Origin of the sequence: Ferruginibacter sp. SUN106 (genome assembly GCF_050611765.1) — a bacterium.
In the GTDB taxonomy this organism is placed as follows: Bacteria; Bacteroidota; Bacteroidia; order Chitinophagales; family Chitinophagaceae; genus Ferruginibacter.
In genome coordinates this window covers 42293-67290 of record NZ_JBODJC010000003.1, presented here as the reverse complement: position 1 = coordinate 67290, position 24998 = coordinate 42293, and the positions used below count along the sequence as shown (strand labels likewise).

Here is a 24998-nt window from a genome sequence, read left to right as displayed (position 1 = left end):
CCCAAAACTAAAAAAAGCTTAATGGTTTATCAGGTGTACCTTTAGTGTTAAACTTTTAATTATGGGAGCAATGGGATACGAATCGTTAATACGCACCGTGTACCATTGCGTTAAAGGTGGTACCAAAGGAGCTAATGCCAATATTTACCGTAACATGGAAACCACGGAACGTTTTCTTACAGATGTAAACTGGAAAAAAACAGACGCCGAAAAAATCCTCAACCATAAAACTGCTTTTACAGAAGTGAGAATGTATGTACGCAATGCATTAAGAGACGGGCTTGAAAAAATAAAATACAAAGCTACACGACAGGATATTGAGGACATAGAAATAATGCAGGAAACGCTTTATCAAAGCCGGTTTTACAACAAAGCTGCTTTAGATATTATCATTCACAATGCAGAAGCGATCTTCTTTAAAAATGGCCTGGAAGAAGGCTGATAATTTTTATTGATATTGAATATAGCTGGGCCTGGGGGTAAATTGCAACAACTCTTTGGGTGTATACATCTTATCCGTTTGATTATCATTTTTATAAAATAATTTAAAGCCTGTAAACTGTACGGGTTCTTTATAAATATACCTGAGGTAAGTGCCCTTTTTCAAAATTCTGGAGCCAAAACCATCCATATCCATTACCACCTGTACTTCCGGCACCGTCTTGATTTTAGTATAACCTGTTACCATGCCTTGTGTAAAACGATGAACGATCAACACTTTTGGAGGCAGGTTATTTTTACGCACCAGTTCCGCTAAAAAATCGATGGCATCGTTAATGTCATCAGCCGAAAAGGTACCGATCTTAGAACCAGGTACTTCCCCACCCTTCATCGAAAATTCAGGATCAATGCCTAAATGCACGTTGGGTATTGCAAGGTATTTTTCTAGTGTAGGTACTTCTGCTTTTACGGTGCTATGGCCTACCTGTATGTCTACAAAAACCAGTGCCCCGATTGGTTTAGCCCAGTTAAGCATGGTATCTACCTGGCTTAAAGGCATACGCAAACGATGTTTACCATCTTTACCTGCTGCACCTTGCGCAGTAATAGCGATATAGTGTAATGCAGGAATGGTATGTATACCAGGGTCTGCTGCCTGCCATTGCGCCACTTCTCCCTGCAATTTTTTTAACATGCTGTCTTTGGGTATTTCTCCCAATATGCCCATTTTTTTAGAATATAGATTACCGTAGAATGAAATGATCCTGTTATAAGGTAGTAAAGCACCGGCTAAGGGATAAGGCGTTTTTACCGGCCATTTGCCTGTGCTGTCGTTATTGCTCAATGCCTTCATCCTGGCATTGTAATCGGCAGTATCAATGCTGCTTTTCTGGCTGTTTTCTGTTACTACCGGCGTACTGTCTGCTTTGGTAACAATGGGTGCAACTGCCGGCTCATCCTTTGCCACAACTTTTGCCTTTGCATCTTCATTGCACCCTGTTGCAAAAAAAAGAATAGCTAATACAGGCGCTGCAATTAAACAAATTGATTTTTTCATAAGATTGTACTTAACTGTTCACTATGGCACGATACTTTTTTGTACATGCATAAGTGCCAGGCAGATGAATGCAAATATCCGGTATAATAACGTCAATTTTACGTGTTGATTATATCCCGATGCCCTTATTTATCAACAATTATACCATTTTAAGCTAACCTGGTCTGGGTGGGAGTATGCCCCGGAATGCGAAAGCCCTCCACTCACGATTCACCACTCACGTCTCACGCTTATATCGGAAAATCAAAATCAAATACAAAACGTTCTGCTTTTGGCAGCGGCTTACGGGGAAGCATATCCGTACGCATAGCGGTATTGTACACAAATGCGGCAACAATAACTGCCGCCTGTTGCAGGTCAGCAATAATCAGGTGATCATAGGTATCCATATTGCTATGGTGCGTCCGGGTCTCATATTCTAAAGGATCTTGTATAAATTGAAAACCGGGAATACCCACTGCATCAAAACTGATATGATCTGTACTTCCGGTATTGCTGTTGGTTACGCCACCATTGGCACCCATATCTGCAAAAGGTAGCAACCAGCTCCTGAAAATATCACGTACTGCCGGATTACTTTGAGTATAGATACCTCGTATTTTTCCACTGCCATTATCTAAATTATAATAGGCCGAAATGGTTTGTTGCTCTGGTTTCAATTGCATATCCTGCGGATTTCCAAAATGTTTTTTCACATAACCAAAACTGCCGTACAAACCCTGTTCTTCCCCTCCCCACAAAGCAATGCGGATGGTACGTTTGGGTTGTACGCCAAGTGCTTTTAAAATACGCATGGCTTCCAGCATTACAATACAGCCTGCGCCATTATCAGTAGCGCCGGTACCACCAGCCCAGCTATCTAAATGGCCCCCCAGCATTACCACCTGGCTTTTTAATGCAGGATCTGTACCAGGTATTTCGGCAACCACATTGTACCCCGTCAGGTCTTTATCATAAAAAGTATTCTGCACATTCATTTCCAGCTCTACTTTTTTATTATCCTGCAGCAAACGCATCATTTTATAATAATCTTCCACACTAATTTTCATTTCGGGTAAGGTTGCCTGGTAGCCGGTGGCATAGCCGGTACCACCATCAACAAATACAGTACCGTCGTGTGAGCCCCTGCTGCTGCGGAGTAAGCCGACAGCACCTTTTTTCTCTAAGTATAATGAAGAATAATAAGCACTTTTTATTAGCGGCAGAAATTGTTCAATTTCTTTACGGCTTATCATGTATTCATCGGGCAAATTATCTAAACTACTATCGCCATACCTGGTGGCATAGGCTTTAAATGCATCAGGTATTGTGGTACCGCCGGGTTTTATCATTACAATCTTACCTTTAATAGCTGCGCCGGCTTTATCAATATTTGCCGAGTCCAATGCATCCAGCATGATCAGCTCTGTCCGCACTGCTTTTTTTGTGCTCTTACACCAGGGTACAGGATACGCTATGATATTTTCGTAATAAGGTATTTTTAATGCCAGTGTACCCTGCTCATTACTCCAGCCTTTACCAAATTCGCCCCAGGCCTCACGGCCGGCGTTTTGTAAGCCCCATGTTTTACAGATTTCGGTAACCCAGTCTAATGCACGGTTGTAACCCGGGGAGTTGGTAAGGCGTGGACCGCATACATCAGTAATGTTATGCGCTATCATCTTTACCTGCGAATTATTTTTTTCTTCGTCTTTAATTTTTTGCATCATTGCCATATCCACAGTTTCCTGGGCAGCGGCAAATGGTATAATAAACAATAACAGGCTGATTGCTGAAAGCAGTTGTTTCATGTGTAAATTTTAGATTTATACAAATTAATGTAATATGCTTAGAAATGCAAATGGCAGTCTGTTCTTATTTATCCATGCCTTCGTTGTGCTTTATAGCGCAATACATCTTTTGATAAGGATTGATCATCATTAAAATTTTTTAATTCCGAAACAATATCAGGATTGGTAACAGCCAGGTCGGCTACAATTTCGTAAGCCATTTCTTTAGTGCGGTTGGTTACGGCTGCATCCTTTTGCTGCTCATATTTTAAAGCGGTTAAAAAAACAGGCTTATTATGATCAGTTGTGTCCCTGGCATATACATTTTCAATAGCCTGCAATAACAATTTCGGGTCTTCAATATTTTTAAAATAATTATTAATGCAGTTGAATGCATCTTTATCGGTACGCCAGCCTTTTAAAAGTAACTCCTGAGCCGGTGCTGCATTATTCATTTTATTACGATATAACAATGATGCTTTTACATAACGGCCAGAATCGATGTGCTCGTCAGCTACCTGCTGGTATTGCTCAAATGCTTCCACCTTCTTTTGTTGTAACATGTAAAGGTCTCCTGCTTTTTCATTTTCTTTCAGCTCTTTATATAAGCCAATAGCATCAGTATACATCTGCCCTTTTTCGTAACATTCGGCTGCTTTATTTTTATTTTGCAGGTATTTTAAATATACTGACGCAGCTTCAGGATATAGCTTTCCATCCTCCAGTGTTTTAGCAGCCATATGATTATTCTTCAACAATTTCATATACACGAATGCCGCTTTCTGATAATCTTTTTGTGTCACCAGGTCCTGCGCTGTTTTATTATACTGCTGTTGTAATTTCTGATAAGAGTCCATACCAAAAACCATATTGCCACCACCGCCCTGAGCAGAACGGCTGAACAAATCAAAATTACCCCAGCGCTTGTTCAATTCAAAAAGGCCGGCATTGCCTCCACGGTTAGTACCTTCATTGTCTAAAGGAATAGCGTATTTTAAAGCTTCTTCAGGATTTTTCTTAAACAATTCCATCAGCTTTTCCATTTCGGATTGATTACGCTTTTCCAGTTCTTCCAGGTTCTGCATCAGGTTATTCACCCATTTACTATCAGGCGGTAATAGTGTATTCCCGATTTTTTCCAGCATTTTCATCAAACCGGTCTTATCTTTCCCATCCTTTCCTCCTGTATTGTCTTGCTGGGGACTGTTGGTAAATAGTGTCTTTAAAAGTCCGAGTTTTATTTTCTCTGCCCAGTTAAGCGGCTTATCATTAAAGGATTCTTTTTTGGGAAATGCGGTTTCTTCCATTGACCTGATCAATTCTTCAGGAGGTAGTGGCTGTATTTCTAATCTCCGGATATTTCCAGGCATAAAGGCAATATCTGCCGGTGTGGTAATAGTTACCTCAGTCACAGCCGGTAATGCAAGCAGCTCAGCCCAGTCTATTGGCGTATCCAGCGCTACCAATCCAAATTCAGGATGCATAATATGCGGTGTAGCCGAAAAAAGTTTGACAACTTCAGCAGCATTTAATGTTGGATAGAGCGTGGCATATTGTGGTATATATAAAGTATTATATAATAGCTGGCAAGGTTCGTTGGCATTAAGCAGTTTCTGTTGCCATTTATTTTGCGGCAAGGGCACAAAGCAGCCCCATAAACTATTTGCCACAGTACCGGGTATAGCGTATACTGGTAACTGTTGTATATCCGCATCAAGGCTTTGTAATTGTTGCAGCCAGTATTGCAGGCTTTTGCTTTTTATCAAAATACCCGCAAGCGGAAATGTGTTGGTATGGTATGGTTTAATCTGCAGCTGCATAATTAATAATGTGCCCTATAAATGTAGCGATATTTTCCTGGTAAAAAGCGGTGGCAGAAAGTATTGCCTGTTGCGGATGCTGAGGTTTTCCAATAATTACGCTGCAACCCAGCTGCTGTAATTCTTCCGCCATTTTTTTCGCATCAGCCGGAGCTATATTTTTTGTAATTAATCTCCTTTCACTATCTACAATATGTTTTGCAGCCGCCAGGCCAATACCAGTATAATTTTTCATGATCTTAATAGCTCCTATCGGGTTGTCGCCTCTCCGGGTTAAACTTGCACTTACCTGCCCCCGTGTTTCATCATTAAAAAATTCATTTCCTGCAAAGCTATCCTGTGTAGCCATGCCTAAGGGATTATCTAACAAGGAAGAAAAAAATATCTGGGGTATCTTATTGTTACTGCTGGTAAGCATAAAATAACCACTGGGGTCAATAGTTATTGTGCTGCCATCAGCAAACTCAAACTGGCGTTTGTTCTTGCGTACAGATTGTTTAGACCTGTTTTGATTAACATTATGAGGAGTAAAATACAATTGTTCCCCATGCATTATCTGCAACTGGCGCCCGTTGATCACCAGGTAATTTTCTCCGTTGATAAAGACATCCTCAATATTTCTTAAAATGTTTGAATTGGAATAGGTGCCCGGAAAATCGTTAACCTCCTTTTGCCTGGCAGGATAATCTAATCCAAAAATATTACTGGTAAGATGGGCTTTTTCTTTTGTAATTATGCCCGTGGTAAAATCCGGTATAAATACAAATGCATCAGGGTTACCTACAAGGTGCATAAATTTTCCATACTTGTTAAACAAAAACTCTTTAAAGTGTTTCCCTTTCCATTCTTTAAACAATGCTTTGGCAGTCTGCAGTGTATCCAGGTTAGTAATACTCAGTTCTTTGTTCTGAAGATTGAAAATGAGAAAAAATATTTCGCCACTTTCCTGCTTACCAATTTCATACAGCGCATTCACCGGAATGTTTCTCAGTAACATCTGCCATCCTTTGCCGGTTTTTACATTATGTAATTTACTCCGCCTCATCAGGCAATGATTAGCCACGCAATACACTTCTTCATCAAGGGGCAACACTTTTTTTATCCCGAAAGGAGTAGGCAGCAACAATGGCGGCAGATCATTTGGTGCTAATGTAACTACAGGTGTTTCCCGTTGCGGCAATTTTTTTGCCCATAATTTATGTAGCGGCAAACGGATAGTTTGCAAATGCTTTTGTGCATTATTTTTCTTTCGGTAAAAATTTATTTCCCCTTCGGCGTCGGTGGTGATAAGGTATTTAAAAAAAGATGAGTAGGTGGCCAGTTGCAACTGCACTTCGGGGTACTGCAATGCAGCAGCCGTGGTGATATAAAATATCTCCAGTTGCTTATCATGTTTATTAGCTTCTAAAAAAGCAGCTAACCCTTTTCCTGCATGTAAGCCGGCATCTACTTTTTGCAAGCCATCAATAATTGCCCCGGTATCGTTACAGGAAACAGGTGTACAATCATTGCCCACCACAAATGCCCTGCTTTCGGTTAATGCTTTAGGATGCCTTGCAATAGCAATATAACTGGCATAGGCCAGTATCTTGGGTGTGCCCCAGTTTTTTAATGAGATATCAATTAAAATAGTGCGGTGCAATTTATCTTTTACCGGCGGCATCTCCCGGTGCAGGTACAAGGCTTCATTATTAGCAATGCGGTTCATAAAAATGAGATCATCGTTGGCAAATTCAGAAACCAGCAATTTATCAAAATCACCTTTATTAGACAGATCGGAAACACCACCCAATGGTTGTTCGCTGGGATGTGCATTAAAAATAGGAATATTAAACCCTGCCCAGATAGGCTTTATTAAAGCACCGGCCTCAAAGGTTTTGGGGTTGCTCATTAATTCTTCCACAAAATCCTCGTAGCTGGTATCCGATACTGTTATATCCTCCAGTAAAGGGATGTCCGATTCTTCCAGTTCGGGCAACTCTCCCATAGCATCAATAATAGATTGCACCGTGGGAAAAGTTCTGAACAATAGTGCTATAACATTAAAATCTTTTAAGAATACCCTGGTATCAAAAGCTTTTTGCCTAGATAACCTGGAGCGCCCCTTAATATTGTTTTTTAACCCGGTTGCAATACCTTTTGAAGTGCTTGGATTAAGCCTGTTATGAGCGTTTTTAAAAATCGTTTGCAATAAGATCTGGCGCCGTTTTCCGGTTTTATATTCCCCGGGTACTTTTTCCAGTATCCTTAAGAATGTAAAAGCAACATCAATAGCTTCAGGATATGAGTAGGATACATCCGCCTCTTTATTAAAAATGTCATTTACCTTACTCCTTATAAGAGCCAGGGAATCATCTATAGTTTTATTAGTGGCAATCATCGCCAGCAGAAAAGCACCAAATGTGGGCAGCCCCTGCTCTGCCAGGTCAGTAAGCATTGTTGCTGCCTGTTCCCTGTATGCAATAGTACTACCACCGGGAATGACCAACACTTCCGCGTCTTCTTCCCATGCCCAGAAATAGTCTTTATACGACTGGTAGTAATCTGAAAAATTCATTACAATAGTTGCTGTTTAAAATATTACTCATTGGCTACTGCCTGTTGTACTGTCTGCCGCCAGGATGCAATTGATAATGGCTGCAATGCATCCTTTTGTATTACGCAATAGTTGTGTTCATCTATCCACCATATAAGATCATTACCAGTGGCATCAATTTTTTGTGCTACTGTTTTTTCAAGAACAGGAAATTCAAATGCAAAGCCCACAGGAAAAATAAAAGGCCCTTTTTGCCAATAGGCTTTTCCGTTCAATGGCAGTAAAGGTTCTCCTATAAGTAACGCTTTGTTATTGTCAATCAATGCCCATTGTAATGGCTGTAATCTTACCGCTGCGGCATTTACAATGTAGTCACCTGCTATATCAATGGCTGCTAAAAGCGCCGTAGCTTGCTGCTCTTCATCTACAGGTACCAACTGTATAATTTGTTGCTGGTGCACACCAAAAAAATTATGGTTAAACCCTTCCACCGTTACTGCCAACGCTCTTTCAATTGGCGTCCACAAAAAAGAAGGTTGTTTACATTCGGGCAACAAGCTTCCCCTGGGAAATAGTAAATTCTCTTTGCTGTAAAACAGTTCTGCAAAAGGTATCGATCTTAACTCATGGGCATCCAGCTGCGCTGTTGTAATATCCTTTATCCAGATATACTCTTCATCAGAAGCCATTTTAAGATTATCCCAATGCCTTATCTGCCCCAGGTAATCTTTGTGTTGCAACCGCAGCTTCATCCACCAGGCTATATGGTTTGCAGTATCTTCTGCCATAAGCTTTCAATTTGAGTTTGTATGAATTGCTTTTTTTCTGCATTCTTTATCCAGCCGCAACGGGTTTGCATGTAGCGCAATTTATCTTTTACCACATTCTGTTCTTCAAAACTCAGTTGTTCGTTATTCCATTTATCAGCCAGGTATTGCACTTCTTTTATCACTTCTTCCGGGTTGGGGGCTTTATTAAAAATAGCCTGCGGGTGTGCTTTATCGGTAGTTTCTTTTTCAATAATATTGTTGATGATGCCTTCCAGTATCTCAATCTGTTCTTCCGTATCCCAGATATATTTCAGCACCCAAAGATCGCTGAGTATAGCTTCTTTACGGCCACATAGCAAGGCACTTGCTGCAATAAGATTTTGCAATTTCACCGCCCGCCTGTCCGACACTTTAATTCCTGTATTGCGTAAGGAATGTACTATATCGATATAATCTTTACGGACAGGTGTAAGGTCGATGGTGCGGCATTCTGCCTGCAATTGCCTTATATCGTCAGAAGCAATTACAGGTTTTTCCAGCTGCTGGTTATTTTCTAAATTCCACCCGGCTAATAATACTTCGTGCAGTTTATCAGGATCTACGTAATCGCATTTTACTCTTATGAGAAAACGATCCAGTAAGGCATTCAGTGATTCTTCTTCGGGCAAACCATTGCTGGCACCTACAAACATCAGTGCCGGTAATTTCCTGGTTTCTTTTCCCCTGCGGAAAATTTTCTCATTCAATGCCATCAGCAAGCTATTCAATATGGCACTGTTGGCATTAAATATTTCATCCAGGAAAACCATTGCAGCTTCCGGCATCATACCTTCTGTATTGGTCACCAGTTCTCCTTCTTTCAATCTGCGGATATCAAAAGGGCCAAAGATCTCGTTGGGTTCCGTAAAACGTGTAAGCAGGTACTCAAAATTCTTACCATCTTCCACGCATTGCGACAGCATACGGATGATAGCGCTTTTAGCGGTACCGGGCGGGCCTAATAAAAATGCATTCTCACGGGCAACAAGGCTAACACCTAAAAGATCTACAATTTCATCTTTACCAATAAAAGCATGCTTAACAAATTGTAAGACCTCATTTAATTTTTCTGTATTGTTCATATCGTATTCACGGTATTTAATTCTTTCCAAAAACGGGAGCTGTACATCCCCATGGCAGCTTTAATTTTTTGATGCAGCAAAGGTAATTGCGCCCTTTGCACATCTTTCTTTTGAATTACCCTGTCGGTGTATAGTTGCAGTACACAATCATTTTCTGCAACTGAATTAAGATTGATCAATGCTGTTTTTGCCGGATAACCAATACCTGAATAATGCCATTGCTGCAAATGGCCTTCTGCCAATACAATGAGTGCATCATCGGGGTCGATATTTTTTGTATCCTTTAATACCTGTGGTAAAAAACGCAAACACAGGTCTGCAGAAAGTATTGCCGATGCATCAATTGCACCTTCGTAAACGGGTAATAATTGTGGCAGTTCATCCGCCTTATTTTCCCGGTATAATATTAACTGGCAAGTAGTATAGGTGGTTTTTGCTGCCCATAAAGCCGCGGTGGCATTAAATGGCGGCGGCGTAAAAGGATAATTCAGTACTTCCGTTTCGTATTCAATGGCCAGTAATTCTTTTACCAACGCTTCATCTTCGGGCACAAAATTCAGTACCCTGTCGTACAGGATAATTTCTTCGTGATGACGTAAGTGAAAGATGGTATTGTAAAAATGGGACGGCAACTGGTTTGGCTGTTATATTTTCAAAGATAACAGATACCCTCTTTATTGCAAGTAAGTAACTAAAAAAATAACAATGGCATTTACCGGGCTACAAAGCCCTCCATCATCCGCATCACTTCTGCACCTTCTTCTCCCCTGCAGGGATTGGGTACTGCACCCAGGAAATACTGCACTACTTTTTCAATCATCGGTTGCTGCACATGTTCCAGTGTATCAAAAGAAAAAATCTGCCTGATGCCTTTGGCAATTACGGTAATGGTATTACCCCCAAATACACTAAAATAAATTGAACCGCTGCTGCCGATAATTTCGCAATTATCTGTCGTGGCCGCAGCATTAAAACACCAGGTGCCACTAAAGGCCACGCCATTTTTAAATAAAATATTTCCTGCCACTACATCATCCGCAGCATAGTTGCCTGCCTGGTTGGTAGCAATACCCGTAACTTTTTCTGCAGGCCCGAAAAAATAATACATCAGGTCCAGCTGATGCGGTGCCAGGTCGTGAAAGAGGCCACCACCGGCTATTGCAGGGTTTACCCGCCACGAGTGGTGTGTGGTATCAAGTTCCTGCTGAGATAACGGCGGTTTGTATAATTCAATGCGTGCAAGATGTACATCGCCTATTACTTCTTCATTAATCAGTTGTTTTATTTTTTTAAAGATGGGTTGCTCCCTGCGGTAATGGGCTACTGCTAATTTTATATTTTTACCTGTTGCAGCAGCAGCCATATTTTTTGCGGCTGTTGCCTTAAGCGCCATTGGTTTTTCTACATACACGGGCTTGCCTGCATTGATGGCAGCGAGTGCATAGGCTTCGTGTGAATCGGGTGGTGTAGCAATGTAGATGGCATTTACTTCAGGATCATTAATTAACAGATCAGCATCGCTGTACCATTTGGGCACCTTATGGCGTTGGGCATAATTGGCTGCTTTAGCGGCATCCCGGCGCATTACTGCCACCAGTTTTGAATCCGGCACTTTATTAAATGCAGGGCCGCTTTTTATTTCGGTTACATCGCCGCATCCAATGATACCCCAGTTAATTGTTGGCATAATGTTGATTGAAAGATGATAAGAGCCGATGGTTCAAACTATTCCCTATCAAAAATAATGCTGCAATGCAAAACAACTGTTATGAATGCCGTTTTATATTTTATGATTTTCCTGATGGATGATCTGCAACAATGCCTTTACAATATTTTCCCATTCTTCCTGTACACTAAATGAAGAGCACCCAGTGTAGCTCTGTGTTACAACTCCGTGAATCTCTGTGGCAGGTTATTACACAGAGATGCACAAAGAATAACACAGAGGTTCACGGAGATCAAAGGCTATTTTTTTAAAGCTTCTCTTATTTTAGGTGCTATTTTATTGCCGAATATTTCTATCGATTTCATCAGTGCTGCATGCGAAGGACCGCCCACATCCATATGTGCAGAAAAACGTGTTAACCCAAACATTTCCTGCATTTGTAAAATTTTATCTACTGCTTCATTGGCATCGCCTATAATTAAAGCACCATTTTTTGTTCTGCCCAAATCAAATTGTTGTTTCTGGTAAGGCGGCCAGCCGCGGCTGCGGCCAATCCTGTCCATTTGCGAAGAGTACAAGGGATAATATTCTTCCGCTACCTGTTGACTATCTTCTCCAAAAAAAGAATGCATGTGTACACCTACCTGGAATTTTTCCATATCGTGTTTAAAATGCTGGTACACTTCTTTATAGTATTCAAATAAAGGTTTAAACTGTGCAGGGTTGCCACCAATGATGGCAAATATCACCGGCAGTCCTGCTTTACCTGCACGCAACACACTTTCGGGTGTACCACCTACTGCCACCCATATATTCAAATGATCATTTACTGCACGTGGTAATACCTGTTGTTTATTTAATGCCGGCCTGAATTTCCCTTTCCATGTAATGGGATCTTCATTATTTATTTTCAGCAACAGGTCTAACTTTTCTTCAAATAAAGCATCATAATCTTTCAGGTCGTAACCAAACAATGGAAACGATTCTATAAAACTGCCACGTCCTGCTACCAGCTCTGCCCTGCCATTACTGATCAAATCTATCGTTGCAAAACTCTGGTATAATTTCACCGGGTCTGCCGAACTTAATACGGAGACTGCACTGCCTAATTTTATTTTTTTAGTTACTGTTGCCGCTGCTGCTAAAATAATTTCCGGTGTGGATACCGCATAATCGGGCCGGTGGTGTTCGCCAATGCCATAAAAATCCAGGCCCACTTCATCCATCAGTTTTATTTCTTCAATCAGTTCCTGCAAGCGTGGCCCTGCAGGTTGTATATTGCCATTTTTATCATGTTGTATATCGCCAAACATACCTACGCCTAATTCCATAATATTTTTATTTTTTGCAAAGATAGGCTGAGGTGAGAGAGTAAAAATTAATGTAGGTTAAGAGAAAGTTTCACTTTGCTATGCAACCAAATTTATAAATATGCCTACTAATGCTTCGTTGTACAATACTTTTTACCGCCTTATAATTAATAAAAGGATAATAAAAAGGTAAACCGGAAAACGGTACATTTATAATCACTAAAAATAAATAACAATGATTAAACAAGCACTATTGGGTGAATTTGAGCATGAAGCTGAAAGCACCCGTAAATTATTGCAGGCTATTCCTGATTCTGCATTAGATTATAAACCACAACCACAGTTATGGTCAATTGGCCAGCTGGCTTCGCATATTGCAGAAGTGTACAACTGGTTTGATGGCACCATTAACCAGGATGTATTTGATATGGGTGGTTATAAATATGATAAAGGCGATATCAGCAAAGCATCGAACATTGTAGCCAAATTTGAAGAGAATGTAGCGGCTGCAAGAGCAGTTTTAACCAACGCCGATGAAACCACTTTTATGAACACCTGGCGCATGCAAATGGGCGGGCAGGATATTATGCCCCCGATGCCTAAAGTAGTAGTGATAAGAAGTTTTTTATTCAATCATTTATACCATCACCGTGGAGAAATGGTGGCACACTTAAGAGCCAGCGGTAATAAAGTACCAGGCCTGTATGGCCCTAATTACGAAGAAAGCCAGGCCATGATGGCGCAGGCAAACTAAAACTATATTTTCTGAATTGCTTATACTACCGCAGTTGTTTAAAACAGCTGCGGTTTTTTTATTGGCACGCAGCGGCGCAGAGAAAATATTTAATTATTGATTATTCATTGTTGATCATTCATTAAAATTATGAGTGATTGGCCGGCACCACCACTGTTGCATGTTTAATTTTAAATGAAGATGCAATCTGTGTTAATCCGGGAAGTACTTCATCCCTGTAGCCATCTGCACAAATAGAAACAATTAAAAAAGAATAATCTTTAGTGCCGTAAACAAATATCTTCAATTCGGATTTATATAAACCTTCCAGCCTGCCTTTTAAAGTTGCCCCATGCCCTTCGTAATTACCCCAAGTGGTGAAATACGACACCGTACCATCTTTCATAGTATTGGCTAATTGTGCCCTGATATGTTTTTCCAGGGTCTCTTTTTCATCCTTCTGCACATTGAACATAAAGAAGGTGATCAGCCCGCTCTCCACAGGGGAATGCAATGTAAAGTGGCTGTCGATATTATATAATTTTGATGAAGAGTCGATGCGCCAGCCGGCAGGATACGTTAAAGTATAATCAGGCCTGTTCAACACTATTTTTTGGCCACTACCCGATGCTGCTGTTGGTACCTGGTCCGTTTTTTTATCCGGCCCATGATGGCATGCCCCGAACGTGATGCATACTAACAACACCAGTAAAGATTGTCTCCACCTGTTGCATCTTCCTCTCATTAACAGCAGCTGTTTAGATACCATGACGTTCGCTTTTAGTGAATTCAAATGTAAAGAAAAAACCCCGCAGATACATTTAGAAATACCCGGCAATGTAAAGTGCATCCAGCTGCAAACACTTTCTGCAGGCAAAATATTTTTATTGTTAATTATTAATTATAAAAACTTCTATCTTTTTAATATCTTTCTGCACTAAAACAATCATTATGAAAAAAATTATCTTCTCTCCCGTCTATATCCTGCTCGTATTTGCTTTCGGCATTTGTTCCTCTGTAAAAGCCCAGCAACTTACAAGCCTGGATATAAAAGCGCAAATGGTAAAAGACTGGGAACGGGCCAAATCTTATACGGTTGATTACCTGAATACCATGCCGGCAGATAAATATTCTTTTAAAGCGGTTGACAGCATCAGAAGTTTTGCACAACAAATGCTGCACCTTGCAACAGGCAATGTTTTTTTAATGACGAGTGCAACAGGTATACCGCCACTCAGCTGGGCATCACAAGGTTTGGAAAACAGTAAAACAGCACAGGGCAAAGACTCGGTGATGTATTATGTAACTGCCAGCTACGACTATTGCCTTAATGCCGTTAAAACCCTTGATGTAAATAAATGGGGCGAAAAAGTTAAGCTGTTCAACATGTTTGAAGAAACCCGTTTTGCAGTGATGAATAAAGTTTTTGAACACCAATCGCATCACCGCGGACAAACCACCATCTACATCCGCCTGAACGGAATAAAGCCGCCACAGGAAAGATTATTCTGATATTGCTGAAAATATTTTTTGCATAAGAGTTGGTATTTTCAATACCAACTCTTTATTTTGAGCTGCAGAAATAAGGTGGCATGCAGAGGCGCAGGGAGTGCTGAGGATTTTTTTCATTGCGCCTATTCTCCAAATACTACTTGCGCACTAAAACATTATCAATTATTCATTTTTTTCTCCTGCTTCATCTTTTCATCATAGTCTTTTTGCAAATCTTTTAAAGCGGCATCATAACCGGCCTGATCTTTAAAAGCCGCAGGATTATAGGCATCGCCGGGTTTGTGTTTATCATGCAGGTTGCACTGGCTGGCATGTGAAGTTACCCAGATATCAAAGGAAATATTTTTCATACCCTTGAGCGTATAAGCATAATCGTTTGCTATTTCAGGGTAAGTGCTGAGATGACTGAACGCACTATCCGTAACAATGGTAGGCATGTTGGCAATAAGTACTTTATAGGATTGCTGCTCATCTTTTACGGTAAATAAAAAACTGCAGGAGCCCTTGGTATGCCCGGGATGATGCAACAGCATCAACTGCATATTGCCCAGTTTAATAATATCACTATCATGCAATAAGCGATCGGGCTTTACCGGCTGATAGGTACTTTGCCTGGCACCCAATGCATAATCCGAACTGCCTCCATCTTCTGCCACCTCCGCATCTTTTTCATCGATCATCAGCCTCGCTTTGGTTTGCTTTTTTATAGCGGCCATCGCACCCATATGATCGTAATGCGCCTGTGTGTTGAGCAAAATTTTAATACGGGAAAATTTAAACCCCAGTGCTTCTACATTCTTTTTTATCATTGTATCAGAAGATGCCAGCCCGGTATTGATGAGTATATTTCCTTTTTTTGTAGTGATGAGGTAACAGGCGAGATCGTAGGTGCCTACATAATAGAGGTTGCCCGCAATGCGAAAGGGTTCGCAGGGCTGTACCCATTCCGGCCTGGTTAAAGGTGGTTCTATTACTTTTTGTGCGGTTGCTGTTGTTGTGGCTACTACTGCAATAACAAGCAGTACATTTTTTAATGCGTGGGTGAACATATGGTTATGATGGAATAAAATTGAATTTCAAAGATATTGGCTTTTACATTGAAAAGCACTTGCAGTACTTAATTTCAGCACGCAGATTATTATAATGGCGATGATTTGTTATGATCTTATCTGCGTAAGTCTTAATCATCATAGCAATCAGCGTTCCTTTTTACATCGGTGCAGGCGACGCAGCTTCACCATCATTTGGATTTTTAGCAACGTATGAGCCATTGAGGATTCTTTTTACAAATCACTAAAACCAGTAAACACAAGGACTGTCCCCGGAAGAACACCGGCCCAAAAATGCATTCCCTATACCGCCACAGCCAATACTAATTTTTGCGCTGATGATATTCTGCAACTTTTAGTTTACTTTTAATAACACCATTACCATTTTAATACACTTACTATGCTGAAATATTTTTCCATTCTTTTGTTTAGTACACTTGTCTTGTTTTCTTGCCGGCAAAAAGCTGACCAGGAAAAAGCTACGCTATTTGCCATGCATATTCATAAGGCCACTACCGGTGTTACTAAAGCTACCCAACAAGCGTTTGTGGATACTATGACCCTGGCTTTAAAAACAATACAACAAGACCGCACTGCAACCATTGATACTAAGGCATTGAGGGTATTACTAAACAAAGCACAGGAGGCCAATCGTAAAAGTTTTACGGAATTAAACAGCCTTACAGAAGTTGACAACACCATTAACCTGAAAGAAAAAGCCCTGGCCGAAAATGAAATGTTCCGGTCATTGTACGAGCATGAATTCAACTCAATAATTGATGCATTGGAAAGTAAGGCTCCGGATAAAATGACGATATTGGATCATCTCATTGCAGCCTTTTCTGCAAAGGAAGATACTATCAGAACCACCCAGCGCAATGCTAAAGAAGCTGGTTATGATTTTGAAAAAAAGTATGATATTAAAATGCCGGAATCAGAATAAAAACAGAATTTAATGCTACTTCAATTTATCAGGTAAGTTAAACGGCGTATTAAAAATGTCAGTAAATACCGGCGTAACCCACTGCGGAAAATTATCATAATAACCCGATAGCTTTCCAGCTTTATAATTTCCTTTTGTGGCGGTACCATTCTGCAATACTTCGCCCGTGCCTTCGGCACTAACATTCAACAGCGCTCCGCGGTACACTACATTCTGCATAGGGAACATGATGTAGCCCCTGCCCACATTTGCCTGGGTGTATTTAAATGTAACGGCTTTATTTGCTGGTGCAATTTCTACCTGTATGCCTTTGTCCATCGTTTCTTCGTCGCCGGAAAAGCTGCCTATAAATATGGACAGGGATGAAGGGTTTGCGTAATTAACTTTTATATAATTGCCTTTATGTGCGTTGCCAGCTAAATCAAATTCTCCGGCATAAAAAAACTTATTCTTATCGTTATACACGTTCTGTTTAAAGCCATAAGGTTTGCCATTGCTGAACATGCCGGTGAGTATACTGAAACAGCCCCATTTACTTACAATGTTGCCATACCCTTCGGCTATGTTATTGACCGTTTTACCAAAATATTTATAATTATTATCGAGGTTAATGGTGTTGCAGGGATAGAGTATATCCGGTACAGGATAGGTGAGTTCTTTTTCAAAAATGTCTTTATCAGTATTGGGGGCAAATGTTTTGTGAGCAGACATATTGAATATTTCCGACTCCCGGCCATCCGAATAGAAATCAGCTGTTTTACCCCTTAAAAAAGCTTCCTTATCTGTAAAGCCGCTGTAACTGATGTCTACCGTACCATAGGCATTGTAATTATTGTACATGCCCAGTTTTTCTGTAGCAAACGCATGCAGTATATTGCCGGTGGCAATACGGTTAGTCTCTTCATTGATCCACATCTTTGCCCTGGTCAACGTTGCTGCGCCGTTTACGGTATTGATATTTACGGCATAATTCCTGCACGCCACTTCATAAAAATCGCCTGTCAGTTTCCCATTCTCCCAGTTACCAATATACGCAGTGTGTTTGGTGGCATTGTACAACACGCCGTTACCAGTTACTTTCCCTTTTACAAATGAGCCGCAATAAAAACTACTGTCTTCAAATAAGTAAGCGCCATAACCATCGGGCTGGCTGTTGGTTTGTTCGCCATTGTATGTACCTGCTGTAAACTTATCGCATGGCAAATATATTTTGCCCAGCGATGCAAGGCTATACGGCACTGCGTTGATTTTTGCCGACTGGTCTTTATACAAAGACGATGTTGTTTTGCCAGACGCTATAACCGACTGCACATAGGCAGCAGGTATGCGTATGTAAAAAGTCTTACTCATTTTACAATCCGGTTGCAAGTCTTTATTTTCGCTTAGCGGCACTTCTATAATATCATATGTAGCTTTCTCCTCGTAAAGCCCAAATGCATCATACTGCAAAGTGGTATATTCGGCAATTTTATACATCGTAAAATCAGAAAGCCTTTTACCGGTGGTGGTTGTATAACATGCCGGCAGGTCGGCTTCGGTAATGGATTGCACAATGGCATCGTATTTTGCCTGGCCTACCTGGTCAATAATTGACTTTTGCGCCGCTGCATCAAAGTATTCCTTCATTTTTAGTACAATATTGTGTTCGCCGGTACTCAGCATCACTTGTTTCTTTTTAGTTTCCGGCTGGGCAAAGGCCTGGTGAATACAAAACAGCTGCACTACAACGCATATATTTTTCATTGCAAAAATTTGAATTGAAATTAATGTTATTGTGTTTGTATTGCCTACCCTGCTGAGGGTATATTTACAAGATGCTTCTGTGTGGCGGAAAAATTATAATGCTGGTACAGCACCTGTGCAGGAATGGGAAATGCCGGTGAACCGCTGTGTTGCCTGATTGAAGTGGGCGCTACCGCATGGACGCCCCGCTAAAGCGATAGAAGACGGGCTTTGGCACAATAACTTTACTTTTTTAATTTAACCGGCTCTACCTTATAGCCCAGCATTTTAAGTTGCTGAATAATGCCGCATTGATTGTAGAGATGAAATAAACCCACAGTAATAAAACAGTTTTGTTGATCTAAGAGTTGCGGAAGTTTTTTCATCCAGGCTGCATTTCTATCCCGTAATATAATATCATTGGTGTTACCGCCCTTTAAAAAATTACACTCCTCTTTAAAATTGTAACTCAATTTGAATGATGCGTACAAACTGATGGGGGCACAGGGATTGTCAATCGCTCTATCATTTTTATATTTTGCAAGAATAGCCGGTAGTGATGCTTTAAAAAAACTCCAGTCATACTCTTTGGATATAGCAGTTAATATGCCCATTTGAAAAGAATCTGTTTCTAAATAATATAAATGCTTCTGTTGCCGGGAGCCTAAAAATTGCACATATTCATCCATAGTAAGACTGTCATTTTTAAGTATGTCCTGGCACCTGTATTTTGGATAAGCACTTAATAGCTTCATATAAAGTTCGCCGGGGGTGAGTTTGCGGATATTGATGGCACTCTTTTTTAAAATGCTATCTATAAAATTGAATTCATCTTTGCTTATGATGGTTGACAAAGTATCTGCATAATTACGGTCATTGTAGCGTTGGGCAATTGCAGCCCTGTTGATCGGCGTTTCTGTAATTACTATATCGCAGGACAATAAATTTTCTTTTATCACCGGGTAGGTTTCTATAAAAGAACTACCAAATAAATGTTGAGAGCCCAGCAAATAAGAAGTGTATGTACTCCCCTCTTTAGTTAGTTTCCACAACACCGTATTTTGTGCAAAGCCTGTGTTGCAATTAATGATAAAGATGAATAAAAGTGAAAAACAGGTTCGCATTGTGAGGGTTTATTAAGTGATGTGGTATGATAGCAGTGGTTGTTAACAACCAGGATTACTCTTACCCTCCAATCATCACATTCGCTGCGCCCAATACTATTTTACCTCCATGTGCAGTAACGTCTCCCACCCTTGCGGCAGGCATGCCACCGATCAGTACCGTTGCCGATCCTTTTACAATGGTATCAGGCGGGCCAACACATACCAGGTTATCACCCACCCTTGCGGCAGGCAGTTTGCCTATTAATACATTGTTTGCACAAGGCCCTATAACAGGACCGCCTACATGCGGTATGGGTGGGGCACCCGGTGTTTGCATCGGGCATTCGTGAAAATCTGTAAGTCTTGCTGCTGCTGGCATAGAATATAGTTTTAGTTGATCATGATCATGGCACTCTGTAATGTTAATTCTGCACCGCTGGTAATTTTTGCTGTTGCACCTGCATGCGCATTGTATGCCACTTGTGCCGATTCCTGTATATTTATTCCGCTCACCTCAATATCACCGCCTGCTGACTGAATATTTACACCCTGCGTTCCCTGTAAATTAATTTTCTGACCAGATTGTATATTGATATCTTTTGCACTTTTAATGCTGATACCATCCGCACTCATTACCAGGCTGTTTCCATTTTCATCATTAACAGTTACCTGTTTATCCTTATCACTAAATACCATAGTATTAATAGCAGGTGTGCAAATGGTAAGTGTTTTATTAACATCATCAAATTGTATACTGATACCCGATCTGGAAACAATGGCCTTCAACTGATTTGCTGCACCGGGCACCAATGACTGCTGCGGTTTTAGTTTTGCACTGCTGTACATACTGCCCAGTATAACGGGATAGCGTGGGTCTTCGTTTAAAAAACCCACCACCACTTCATCTCCTACTTCGGGTAAAAAAAATACGCCTGCATTGTTTGTGGCATAAAAATTAGACAGCCTTGCCCATATACCTGCGCCGTTGTTATCAAACATGGGTATATCAACCAGTACCCTGTATTGCGACTCGGGATCATCAAATGTTTTTATTACAATACCATTTAATAAACCCCGGGCTGCAGGCAAAAGCCCCGATGCAGGCGGCGACATTACATCTGCTTGCTGCATGAACCCATCCTGCGAAATGCCCAGCGCCACTGTTGTGTACCAGTTGCCCTCAGCTATAGTATGCGATACGCCTGAAATAAAATGATCACCGTTAAAGCGATCGCCGATGCCAGCCATGGTGATGTAGTTTGCAGGCTCCACAAGATTGGTCCCCATGAATTTTGCCTCGCCGGTTATTTTTGAAAATTCGCTTTTTATAATTTGTGCTTTGCTCCAGTTTTCGAGAACGGCAGCATCAAGCGGTGCAGTTGTTTGCAGGTTGTAACTGGTAAGGCCAATTACACCGGATAATTTTTTTGCAGACAAATTTCCCGGGCCTTCAACATCAGGTATAGCCCGCCCGCTGTTGAGTTGCTGGTTTTTATAATCCCATGCGCTGGCATTTACCTGGCTTACCTGGTTAACTGCATTGAGGCTGGCATTAAACTCCATTAAAGTGCTTCCGTAAATTACGCTGCATATGGGGTTGGTGTTATTGGCGGGTGTAGCTACGGTTACCACACCGTTTATAGTAGTTACTATTAAACCATTGGCTGTTGCAAGGGCAAGTATATAATCCCAATCGGTAACATCATATTGCACCTGCCCGGGCCATGCGGTTGCGGTAGCGGCAACATTTGCAGACAGGCCTGCGTAAGTTGCTATGATTGATGCAATAATTTCACTGTCGGTTTTGTTGGTATAGGTTAGGCTTTTTCTTCCTACCGTCATTTTTATGGCGGCATCCCTGCATACTACTTCAAGTGCTGCACCTGTTGCATTATCAATGCGAATGGTTTGCCCGGTAATGATCCCTTCAAAAATAATTTTGTTCTCATTATCGTAACCGGCTTCAATACTTATTGCTGCACCGGGAACAAAAGTATCTGAAGAACTGGCTTCAAATTGCCCGGCATTGGCTTCTCCATCGAGGATAACAATTTTTGCATTTGTGATCCTGTTTACTCTTTTCTCTATATCAACAGACAATATCCTTGTTGCATCCGGTATAGGTTTGCCTGCAACTTTTATTAGAAAAGTTACCGTGCTGCCGGATTGTATTTCCTTTGCTGCCATACTAATTTGTTTTAATTTTTATCCAAATAAAATAACATTAATGGTGATGTAATAATAAAGATAAATATTGAGGATTGTGTTGGGGAAGAAATTTGAATTGAATCTATTTTACGTACGCTGTTTATGCTTTGTGTACACTTTCCCAGCGAGGGGTGCAGATAAGTACTAACTATTGTATTGGCAAGAAGTATTTACCGACTTCTACCGGCTTCACTACGACTTTGGTACGGAGTAACCACGGCTTTACCCAGGGTTTGCATCTTCTGTTTTCCGTGTAAAAGATAGAGACTCTCCATTTTTACATGGTTTATTTTTTGCGCTCTACCAGAGTGGGTATAGGCGGGGCGTTACTAACGTATTAGATCAGCTGTTTTATGGAGGGTTGAAGAATGGGCTTCGGTTGTGTTGTTGAAGGGCATGCCGCGGTTGCAAACCGCTAAGATCAATAGACACCAGTCGCCTGCCTACGGCAGAAGACTGGTGCCAGTGGTATACTGTAGTTGTTCCAATTTATTTTCCCGGCATTATCATCAGGCTAATATCATGTTTTGAATTGGAAATAAAATGCCTTAGTGTAAGCGTCCATCCGGGCATTGTAGTGTACCCGGTTCTATCTTTATTTATCACCGAATTTCGCAGATGTGTAATAGTAATAAACTGATCACCGGATGCATTTGTTTCTACTTTCATTTTGGCTGCATCTTCCGGAAAAGCTTTTTGCAACATTGCTTTCCACTCAGTCACTTTTTTTATTGCTGCTGCTTCATTCACAGCGGAATCAATCCATGCCATTAAACCGGCATCAAACTGCAACATACCATCTGTCATGTATTCGTATTGATTATTGTAGGTGCCGGGCAATACAGGTTTATTTAAAAAATAGTTATAAACTGTATCTTCATCATCTTTATGCCCTGCTACAATCTCTTCCATTCTTGAAAGACCGGTTGGTAAAAACTCCATGAATTTTTTTCTGAATACAGCAGGTTCGGGAGGCGATATTAAAAATTCAGCAGCAGGATACTTATTAACCAAGTCAAAAAATTCCTTCTCTTGTATCAACAAGCTATCGAACATATCATTGAATGCTTTTTGAGAAGCAGTATCTGTTTTGCTTTTAGCAGCGCCACTTGGTGCACTTTGTTGCGCCTGCAAATTACTGCTTATAAAAAAACAAGCCGCAATAATAAAACTTACACAAAACGATTGGTGATATTTAAACATGGCTTTCGGTTATTATTGAATCTAAAGATAGTTGTCTTAGTCAACTGATTTTATACCCTGCAATGGGTATTATGTTTCACTGCCGGTATCCTGTTGATCAGACTTTTAAAAAGCCGGGCTGATACAAATGTTAAATTGAAAAACAAAAGAAGTATTGTTTTGTTGAAGGGTGTGCTGCGGTTGTACCTTCCACTTCGCTCAGGATTGCTGAGATCAATAGATACGGGAGGCCTGACTACAGCAACACACCTGCGCCAGAGAGTGTACATCACTTACTTGATTTATCTTTTCTGTATTTCTTTCGGTCTGAACTAACTAACCATTCGTCATATCGTTTTTGAAAGAGTTTTGTCATGCCCCTTAATCTTATGAACTCTAAATAGTATTCAACAAAATTGGGATTATTGTTGCAAGTTTCAAGGGTACAATTTTGTAATCCCGTCAAGGTGAAGTAAGGCATCCCTTCAATTCGGTCGGCTATAATTATTGCAAGTTCGCCTCGTGTTAGTAAACGACCTGTGCACTTAGAAAATATCTTTGATTTTGTACTATCGGTAAATTGTTTTGAAAGATATGGTAAGAGATTTTCTCCGTTGGAAAGTAATCTTAAAACCGAAGAGTCTTTCGTGATGTATTCAGATTGTCCTTTTAGCTTGTCGAGCAAAATGATAATATCATCTTGTGTCTGGGCAAAAGAGGCCAGACAAAAAGATGACAGGAATATTGATAAAAATACAGACCTCATAATTGCTGCTTACGTCCATGGCCTGGCGATGTTGGGATTTTGATAACCGCCTGCCAGAACTGAGGTTAAATTTATAAATAAAAGTTCATTGTTTATTTTATTAGCTGGCTTTATTCCTCGACTGGATCTGAAGGTGAATAGCGAATAGAAAATTGAGTATATTTCATTACCTCCTATTTTGCCAACCCGAATGTTAGCGGCTGTTATAGTCAGCGCTTGTTTTTCTTCGTTGCTTCCACATAGTCATCTTCTCCAAAATGCAATTTCAATCCTATCACTTTTCCATTGTCCCCCCTTCTGAATCTTATATAGGTGTTACTAAAAGACCATGATTCAAACTCATCTTTAGAAGTCCAGACAAGTTCAATAACAGGATAAAATGAAAGTGTCATAAATAACTGGTCTTTCTTATGCGCTATTTTCAGGTCAAAATTATTTACTTCAATTCCCATTGTTTTTTTCATAAAATCCTTCATATCAAAAGGTGCATTCTTTAAAAAATAGTTACCGGTATATTCTTTAAGTACCTTTTCGGGTAAGCCATCGTGTTGAACTTTATTTAAAACAATATTAAATTCTACCTGCTTTACATTATCCTTATCTATCAGCGGCCGGATGATAAGCTGTTGCTCTTCGTGTGTAAATATTTTCAGGATAGGATCTTTTTTATTTCTTTCTTCTCCTTCAAAAAACAGTTGCGTTGTAAGTTCGTGATAATTTTTTCCTGACACTTTAAAATGAATATGCCTTGTTCTTCCTCCATAAGGTGCCGGGTAAATCGTTTTGAATTTATATTCTCCTTGTTCATTTGTAATTGCCTGTCCCCAGCCTTGAAAGTTAGGGTCGTCCTGGTAGTCGCTTTTATCATATTCATGATGATATTTGCCATAGTGGTTGGCTTGCCATATTTCTACTATAGCTGAATGTACCGGGTTGCAGTCCTTGTCGGTTATCCTGCCAGATACAGTTATGATTTGTCCAAATGCAATACCTGAATTGCCTTCAATTTGTGTCAGATCAATATCATGGTCAGCTTGTTTCCGGTATTTCATAACAGCATAAGGGCCTAATTCTACAATTGGCGTCTCTTTGCATTCCTTGTTACTCTTATCTATCACAGGAATTGTAAAACCCGAAGCAATAAGGCCTGTGCCGAGAGTTACACTTAATTGATTTAAAAATTTTCGCCGGTTAAAATTTTTGTTATCCATACTATTGTAATTAAAAAAAGGGATGCCGATAACGGGCAGTCATTGCCGCTGGCGGGGAATCAGGATTCCTCCTGCC

21 protein-coding genes are annotated in these 24998 nt (G+C 40.5%); 4 read left to right on the top strand and 17 right to left on the bottom strand.

Annotated features, from left to right (window positions below):
- The first annotated feature begins 61 nt into the window (after positions 1–61).
- Complete coding sequence (locus ACQ334_RS11610) at positions 62–442, top strand: hypothetical protein (RefSeq protein WP_430988384.1); 381 nt, start codon at positions 62–64, stop codon at positions 440–442.
- A gap of 6 nt (positions 443–448) precedes the next feature.
- On the opposite strand, the gene ACQ334_RS11605 is transcribed toward ACQ334_RS11610, so the two are convergent.
- The 9 genes from ACQ334_RS11605 to ACQ334_RS11565 form a co-directional block, all read right to left on the bottom strand.
- A complete protein-coding gene (locus ACQ334_RS11605; protein WP_430988383.1) occupies positions 449–1498 on the bottom strand; it encodes a hypothetical protein in 1050 nt (349 codons plus the stop codon).
- A gap of 230 nt (positions 1499–1728) precedes the next feature.
- Positions 1729–3288 carry a M20/M25/M40 family metallo-hydrolase gene (locus ACQ334_RS11600; protein ID WP_430988382.1) on the bottom strand — a complete coding sequence of 520 codons (1560 nt, stop codon included), beginning with the start codon at positions 3286–3288 and terminating at the stop codon, positions 1729–1731.
- A gap of 68 nt (positions 3289–3356) precedes the next feature.
- The gene (locus tag ACQ334_RS11595) at positions 3357–5087 is read right to left on the bottom strand and encodes a hypothetical protein (RefSeq protein ID WP_430988381.1); all 1731 of its coding nucleotides are present in this window, start codon (positions 5085–5087) and stop codon (positions 3357–3359) included.
- Entirely contained in the window at positions 5071–7644 is a 2574-nt protein-coding gene (locus tag ACQ334_RS11590; RefSeq protein WP_430988380.1) for a ribosomal protein L7/L12, read from the bottom strand. Before ACQ334_RS11590 ends, ACQ334_RS11595 begins: the two co-directional genes overlap by 17 nt.
- Before the next feature lie 23 nt (positions 7645–7667).
- Positions 7668–8411 carry a hypothetical protein gene (locus ACQ334_RS11585; protein WP_430988379.1) on the bottom strand — a complete coding sequence of 248 codons (744 nt, stop codon included), beginning with the start codon at positions 8409–8411 and terminating at the stop codon, positions 7668–7670.
- A complete protein-coding gene (locus tag ACQ334_RS11580; RefSeq protein ID WP_430988378.1) occupies positions 8384–9514 on the bottom strand; it encodes an AAA family ATPase in 1131 nt (376 codons plus the stop codon). Before ACQ334_RS11580 ends, ACQ334_RS11585 begins: the two co-directional genes overlap by 28 nt.
- Entirely contained in the window at positions 9511–10146 is a 636-nt protein-coding gene (locus tag ACQ334_RS11575) for a hypothetical protein (protein ID WP_430988377.1), read from the bottom strand. Before ACQ334_RS11575 ends, ACQ334_RS11580 begins: the two co-directional genes overlap by 4 nt.
- An 80-nt stretch (positions 10147–10226) precedes the next feature.
- Complete coding sequence (locus tag ACQ334_RS11570) at positions 10227–11201, bottom strand: Gfo/Idh/MocA family protein (RefSeq protein WP_430988376.1); 975 nt, start codon at positions 11199–11201, stop codon at positions 10227–10229.
- A gap of 278 nt (positions 11202–11479) precedes the next feature.
- Positions 11480–12511, bottom strand: coding sequence for an LLM class flavin-dependent oxidoreductase (locus tag ACQ334_RS11565; protein WP_430988375.1), 1032 nt, complete (start codon positions 12509–12511; stop codon positions 11480–11482).
- A 214-nt stretch (positions 12512–12725) separates the two neighbouring features.
- Between ACQ334_RS11565 and ACQ334_RS11560 the strand changes: the two genes are divergently transcribed.
- A complete protein-coding gene (locus ACQ334_RS11560) occupies positions 12726–13244 on the top strand; it encodes a DinB family protein (RefSeq protein ID WP_430988374.1) in 519 nt (172 codons plus the stop codon).
- Positions 13245–13371: 127 nt separating this feature from the next.
- Here ACQ334_RS11560 and ACQ334_RS11555 read toward each other — a convergent pair whose 3' ends face one another.
- A complete protein-coding gene (locus ACQ334_RS11555; protein ID WP_430988373.1) occupies positions 13372–13968 on the bottom strand; it encodes a hypothetical protein in 597 nt (198 codons plus the stop codon).
- A gap of 206 nt (positions 13969–14174) precedes the next feature.
- Here ACQ334_RS11555 and ACQ334_RS11550 point away from each other — a divergent pair, with 206 nt between their 5' ends.
- Entirely contained in the window at positions 14175–14735 is a 561-nt protein-coding gene (locus ACQ334_RS11550) for a DinB family protein (protein ID WP_430988372.1), read from the top strand.
- Positions 14736–14893: 158 nt separating this feature from the next.
- On the opposite strand, the gene bla is transcribed toward ACQ334_RS11550, so the two are convergent.
- Positions 14894–15784, bottom strand: coding sequence for a subclass B3 metallo-beta-lactamase (gene bla, locus ACQ334_RS11545; protein WP_430988371.1), 891 nt, complete (start codon positions 15782–15784; stop codon positions 14894–14896).
- 400 nt (positions 15785–16184) lie between these two features.
- Between bla and ACQ334_RS11540 the strand changes: the two genes are divergently transcribed.
- On the top strand, positions 16185–16727 hold the full coding sequence (locus tag ACQ334_RS11540; protein ID WP_430988370.1) for a hypothetical protein: 543 nt from the start codon (positions 16185–16187) through the stop codon (positions 16725–16727).
- A 15-nt stretch (positions 16728–16742) separates the two neighbouring features.
- Here ACQ334_RS11540 and ACQ334_RS11535 read toward each other — a convergent pair whose 3' ends face one another.
- From ACQ334_RS11535 to ACQ334_RS11510, 6 genes are all read right to left on the bottom strand, one after another.
- Complete coding sequence (locus tag ACQ334_RS11535) at positions 16743–18470, bottom strand: hypothetical protein (RefSeq protein WP_430988369.1); 1728 nt, start codon at positions 18468–18470, stop codon at positions 16743–16745.
- 224 nt (positions 18471–18694) lie between these two features.
- Positions 18695–19573: a TraB/GumN family protein gene (locus tag ACQ334_RS11530; RefSeq protein ID WP_430988368.1), complete on the bottom strand. Its 879-nt coding sequence runs from the start codon at positions 19571–19573 to the stop codon at positions 18695–18697.
- Between the two features lie 61 nt (positions 19574–19634).
- Positions 19635–19934: a PAAR domain-containing protein gene (locus ACQ334_RS11525; RefSeq protein WP_430988367.1), complete on the bottom strand. Its 300-nt coding sequence runs from the start codon at positions 19932–19934 to the stop codon at positions 19635–19637.
- An 11-nt stretch (positions 19935–19945) separates the two neighbouring features.
- Positions 19946–21742, bottom strand: coding sequence for a type VI secretion system tip protein VgrG (vgrG, locus tag ACQ334_RS11520; RefSeq protein WP_430988366.1), 1797 nt, complete (start codon positions 21740–21742; stop codon positions 19946–19948).
- Between the two features lie 510 nt (positions 21743–22252).
- The gene (locus ACQ334_RS11515; RefSeq protein ID WP_430988365.1) at positions 22253–22966 is read right to left on the bottom strand and encodes a hypothetical protein; all 714 of its coding nucleotides are present in this window, start codon (positions 22964–22966) and stop codon (positions 22253–22255) included.
- A 954-nt stretch (positions 22967–23920) separates the two neighbouring features.
- Positions 23921–24922, bottom strand: coding sequence for a hypothetical protein (locus tag ACQ334_RS11510; RefSeq protein WP_430988364.1), 1002 nt, complete (start codon positions 24920–24922; stop codon positions 23921–23923).
- Positions 24923–24998: the final 76 nt, after the last annotated feature.

Coding starts and splice junctions, on each gene's coding strand:
- ACQ334_RS11610 (WP_430988384.1), top strand. CDS start 62: ATGGGAGCAATGGGATACGAATCGTTAATACGCACCGTGTACCATTGC.
- ACQ334_RS11605 (WP_430988383.1), bottom strand. CDS start 1,498: ATGAAAAAATCAATTTGTTTAATTGCAGCGCCTGTATTAGCTATTCTT.
- ACQ334_RS11600 (WP_430988382.1), bottom strand. CDS start 3,288: ATGAAACAACTGCTTTCAGCAATCAGCCTGTTATTGTTTATTATACCA.
- ACQ334_RS11595 (WP_430988381.1), bottom strand. CDS start 5,087: ATGCAGCTGCAGATTAAACCATACCATACCAACACATTTCCGCTTGCG.
- ACQ334_RS11590 (WP_430988380.1), bottom strand. CDS start 7,644: ATGAATTTTTCAGATTACTACCAGTCGTATAAAGACTATTTCTGGGCA.
- ACQ334_RS11585 (WP_430988379.1), bottom strand. CDS start 8,411: ATGGCAGAAGATACTGCAAACCATATAGCCTGGTGGATGAAGCTGCGG.
- ACQ334_RS11580 (WP_430988378.1), bottom strand. CDS start 9,514: ATGAACAATACAGAAAAATTAAATGAGGTCTTACAATTTGTTAAGCAT.
- ACQ334_RS11570 (WP_430988376.1), bottom strand. CDS start 11,201: ATGCCAACAATTAACTGGGGTATCATTGGATGCGGCGATGTAACCGAA.
- ACQ334_RS11565 (WP_430988375.1), bottom strand. CDS start 12,511: ATGGAATTAGGCGTAGGTATGTTTGGCGATATACAACATGATAAAAAT.
- ACQ334_RS11560 (WP_430988374.1), top strand. CDS start 12,726: ATGATTAAACAAGCACTATTGGGTGAATTTGAGCATGAAGCTGAAAGC.
- ACQ334_RS11555 (WP_430988373.1), bottom strand. CDS start 13,968: ATGAGAGGAAGATGCAACAGGTGGAGACAATCTTTACTGGTGTTGTTA.
- ACQ334_RS11550 (WP_430988372.1), top strand. CDS start 14,175: ATGAAAAAAATTATCTTCTCTCCCGTCTATATCCTGCTCGTATTTGCT.
- bla (WP_430988371.1), bottom strand. CDS start 15,784: ATGTTCACCCACGCATTAAAAAATGTACTGCTTGTTATTGCAGTAGTA.
- ACQ334_RS11540 (WP_430988370.1), top strand. CDS start 16,185: ATGCTGAAATATTTTTCCATTCTTTTGTTTAGTACACTTGTCTTGTTT.
- ACQ334_RS11535 (WP_430988369.1), bottom strand. CDS start 18,470: ATGAAAAATATATGCGTTGTAGTGCAGCTGTTTTGTATTCACCAGGCC.
- ACQ334_RS11530 (WP_430988368.1), bottom strand. CDS start 19,573: ATGCGAACCTGTTTTTCACTTTTATTCATCTTTATCATTAATTGCAAC.
- ACQ334_RS11525 (WP_430988367.1), bottom strand. CDS start 19,934: ATGCCAGCAGCAGCAAGACTTACAGATTTTCACGAATGCCCGATGCAA.
- vgrG (WP_430988366.1), bottom strand. CDS start 21,742: ATGGCAGCAAAGGAAATACAATCCGGCAGCACGGTAACTTTTCTAATA.
- ACQ334_RS11515 (WP_430988365.1), bottom strand. CDS start 22,966: ATGTTTAAATATCACCAATCGTTTTGTGTAAGTTTTATTATTGCGGCT.
- ACQ334_RS11510 (WP_430988364.1), bottom strand. CDS start 24,922: ATGGATAACAAAAATTTTAACCGGCGAAAATTTTTAAATCAATTAAGT.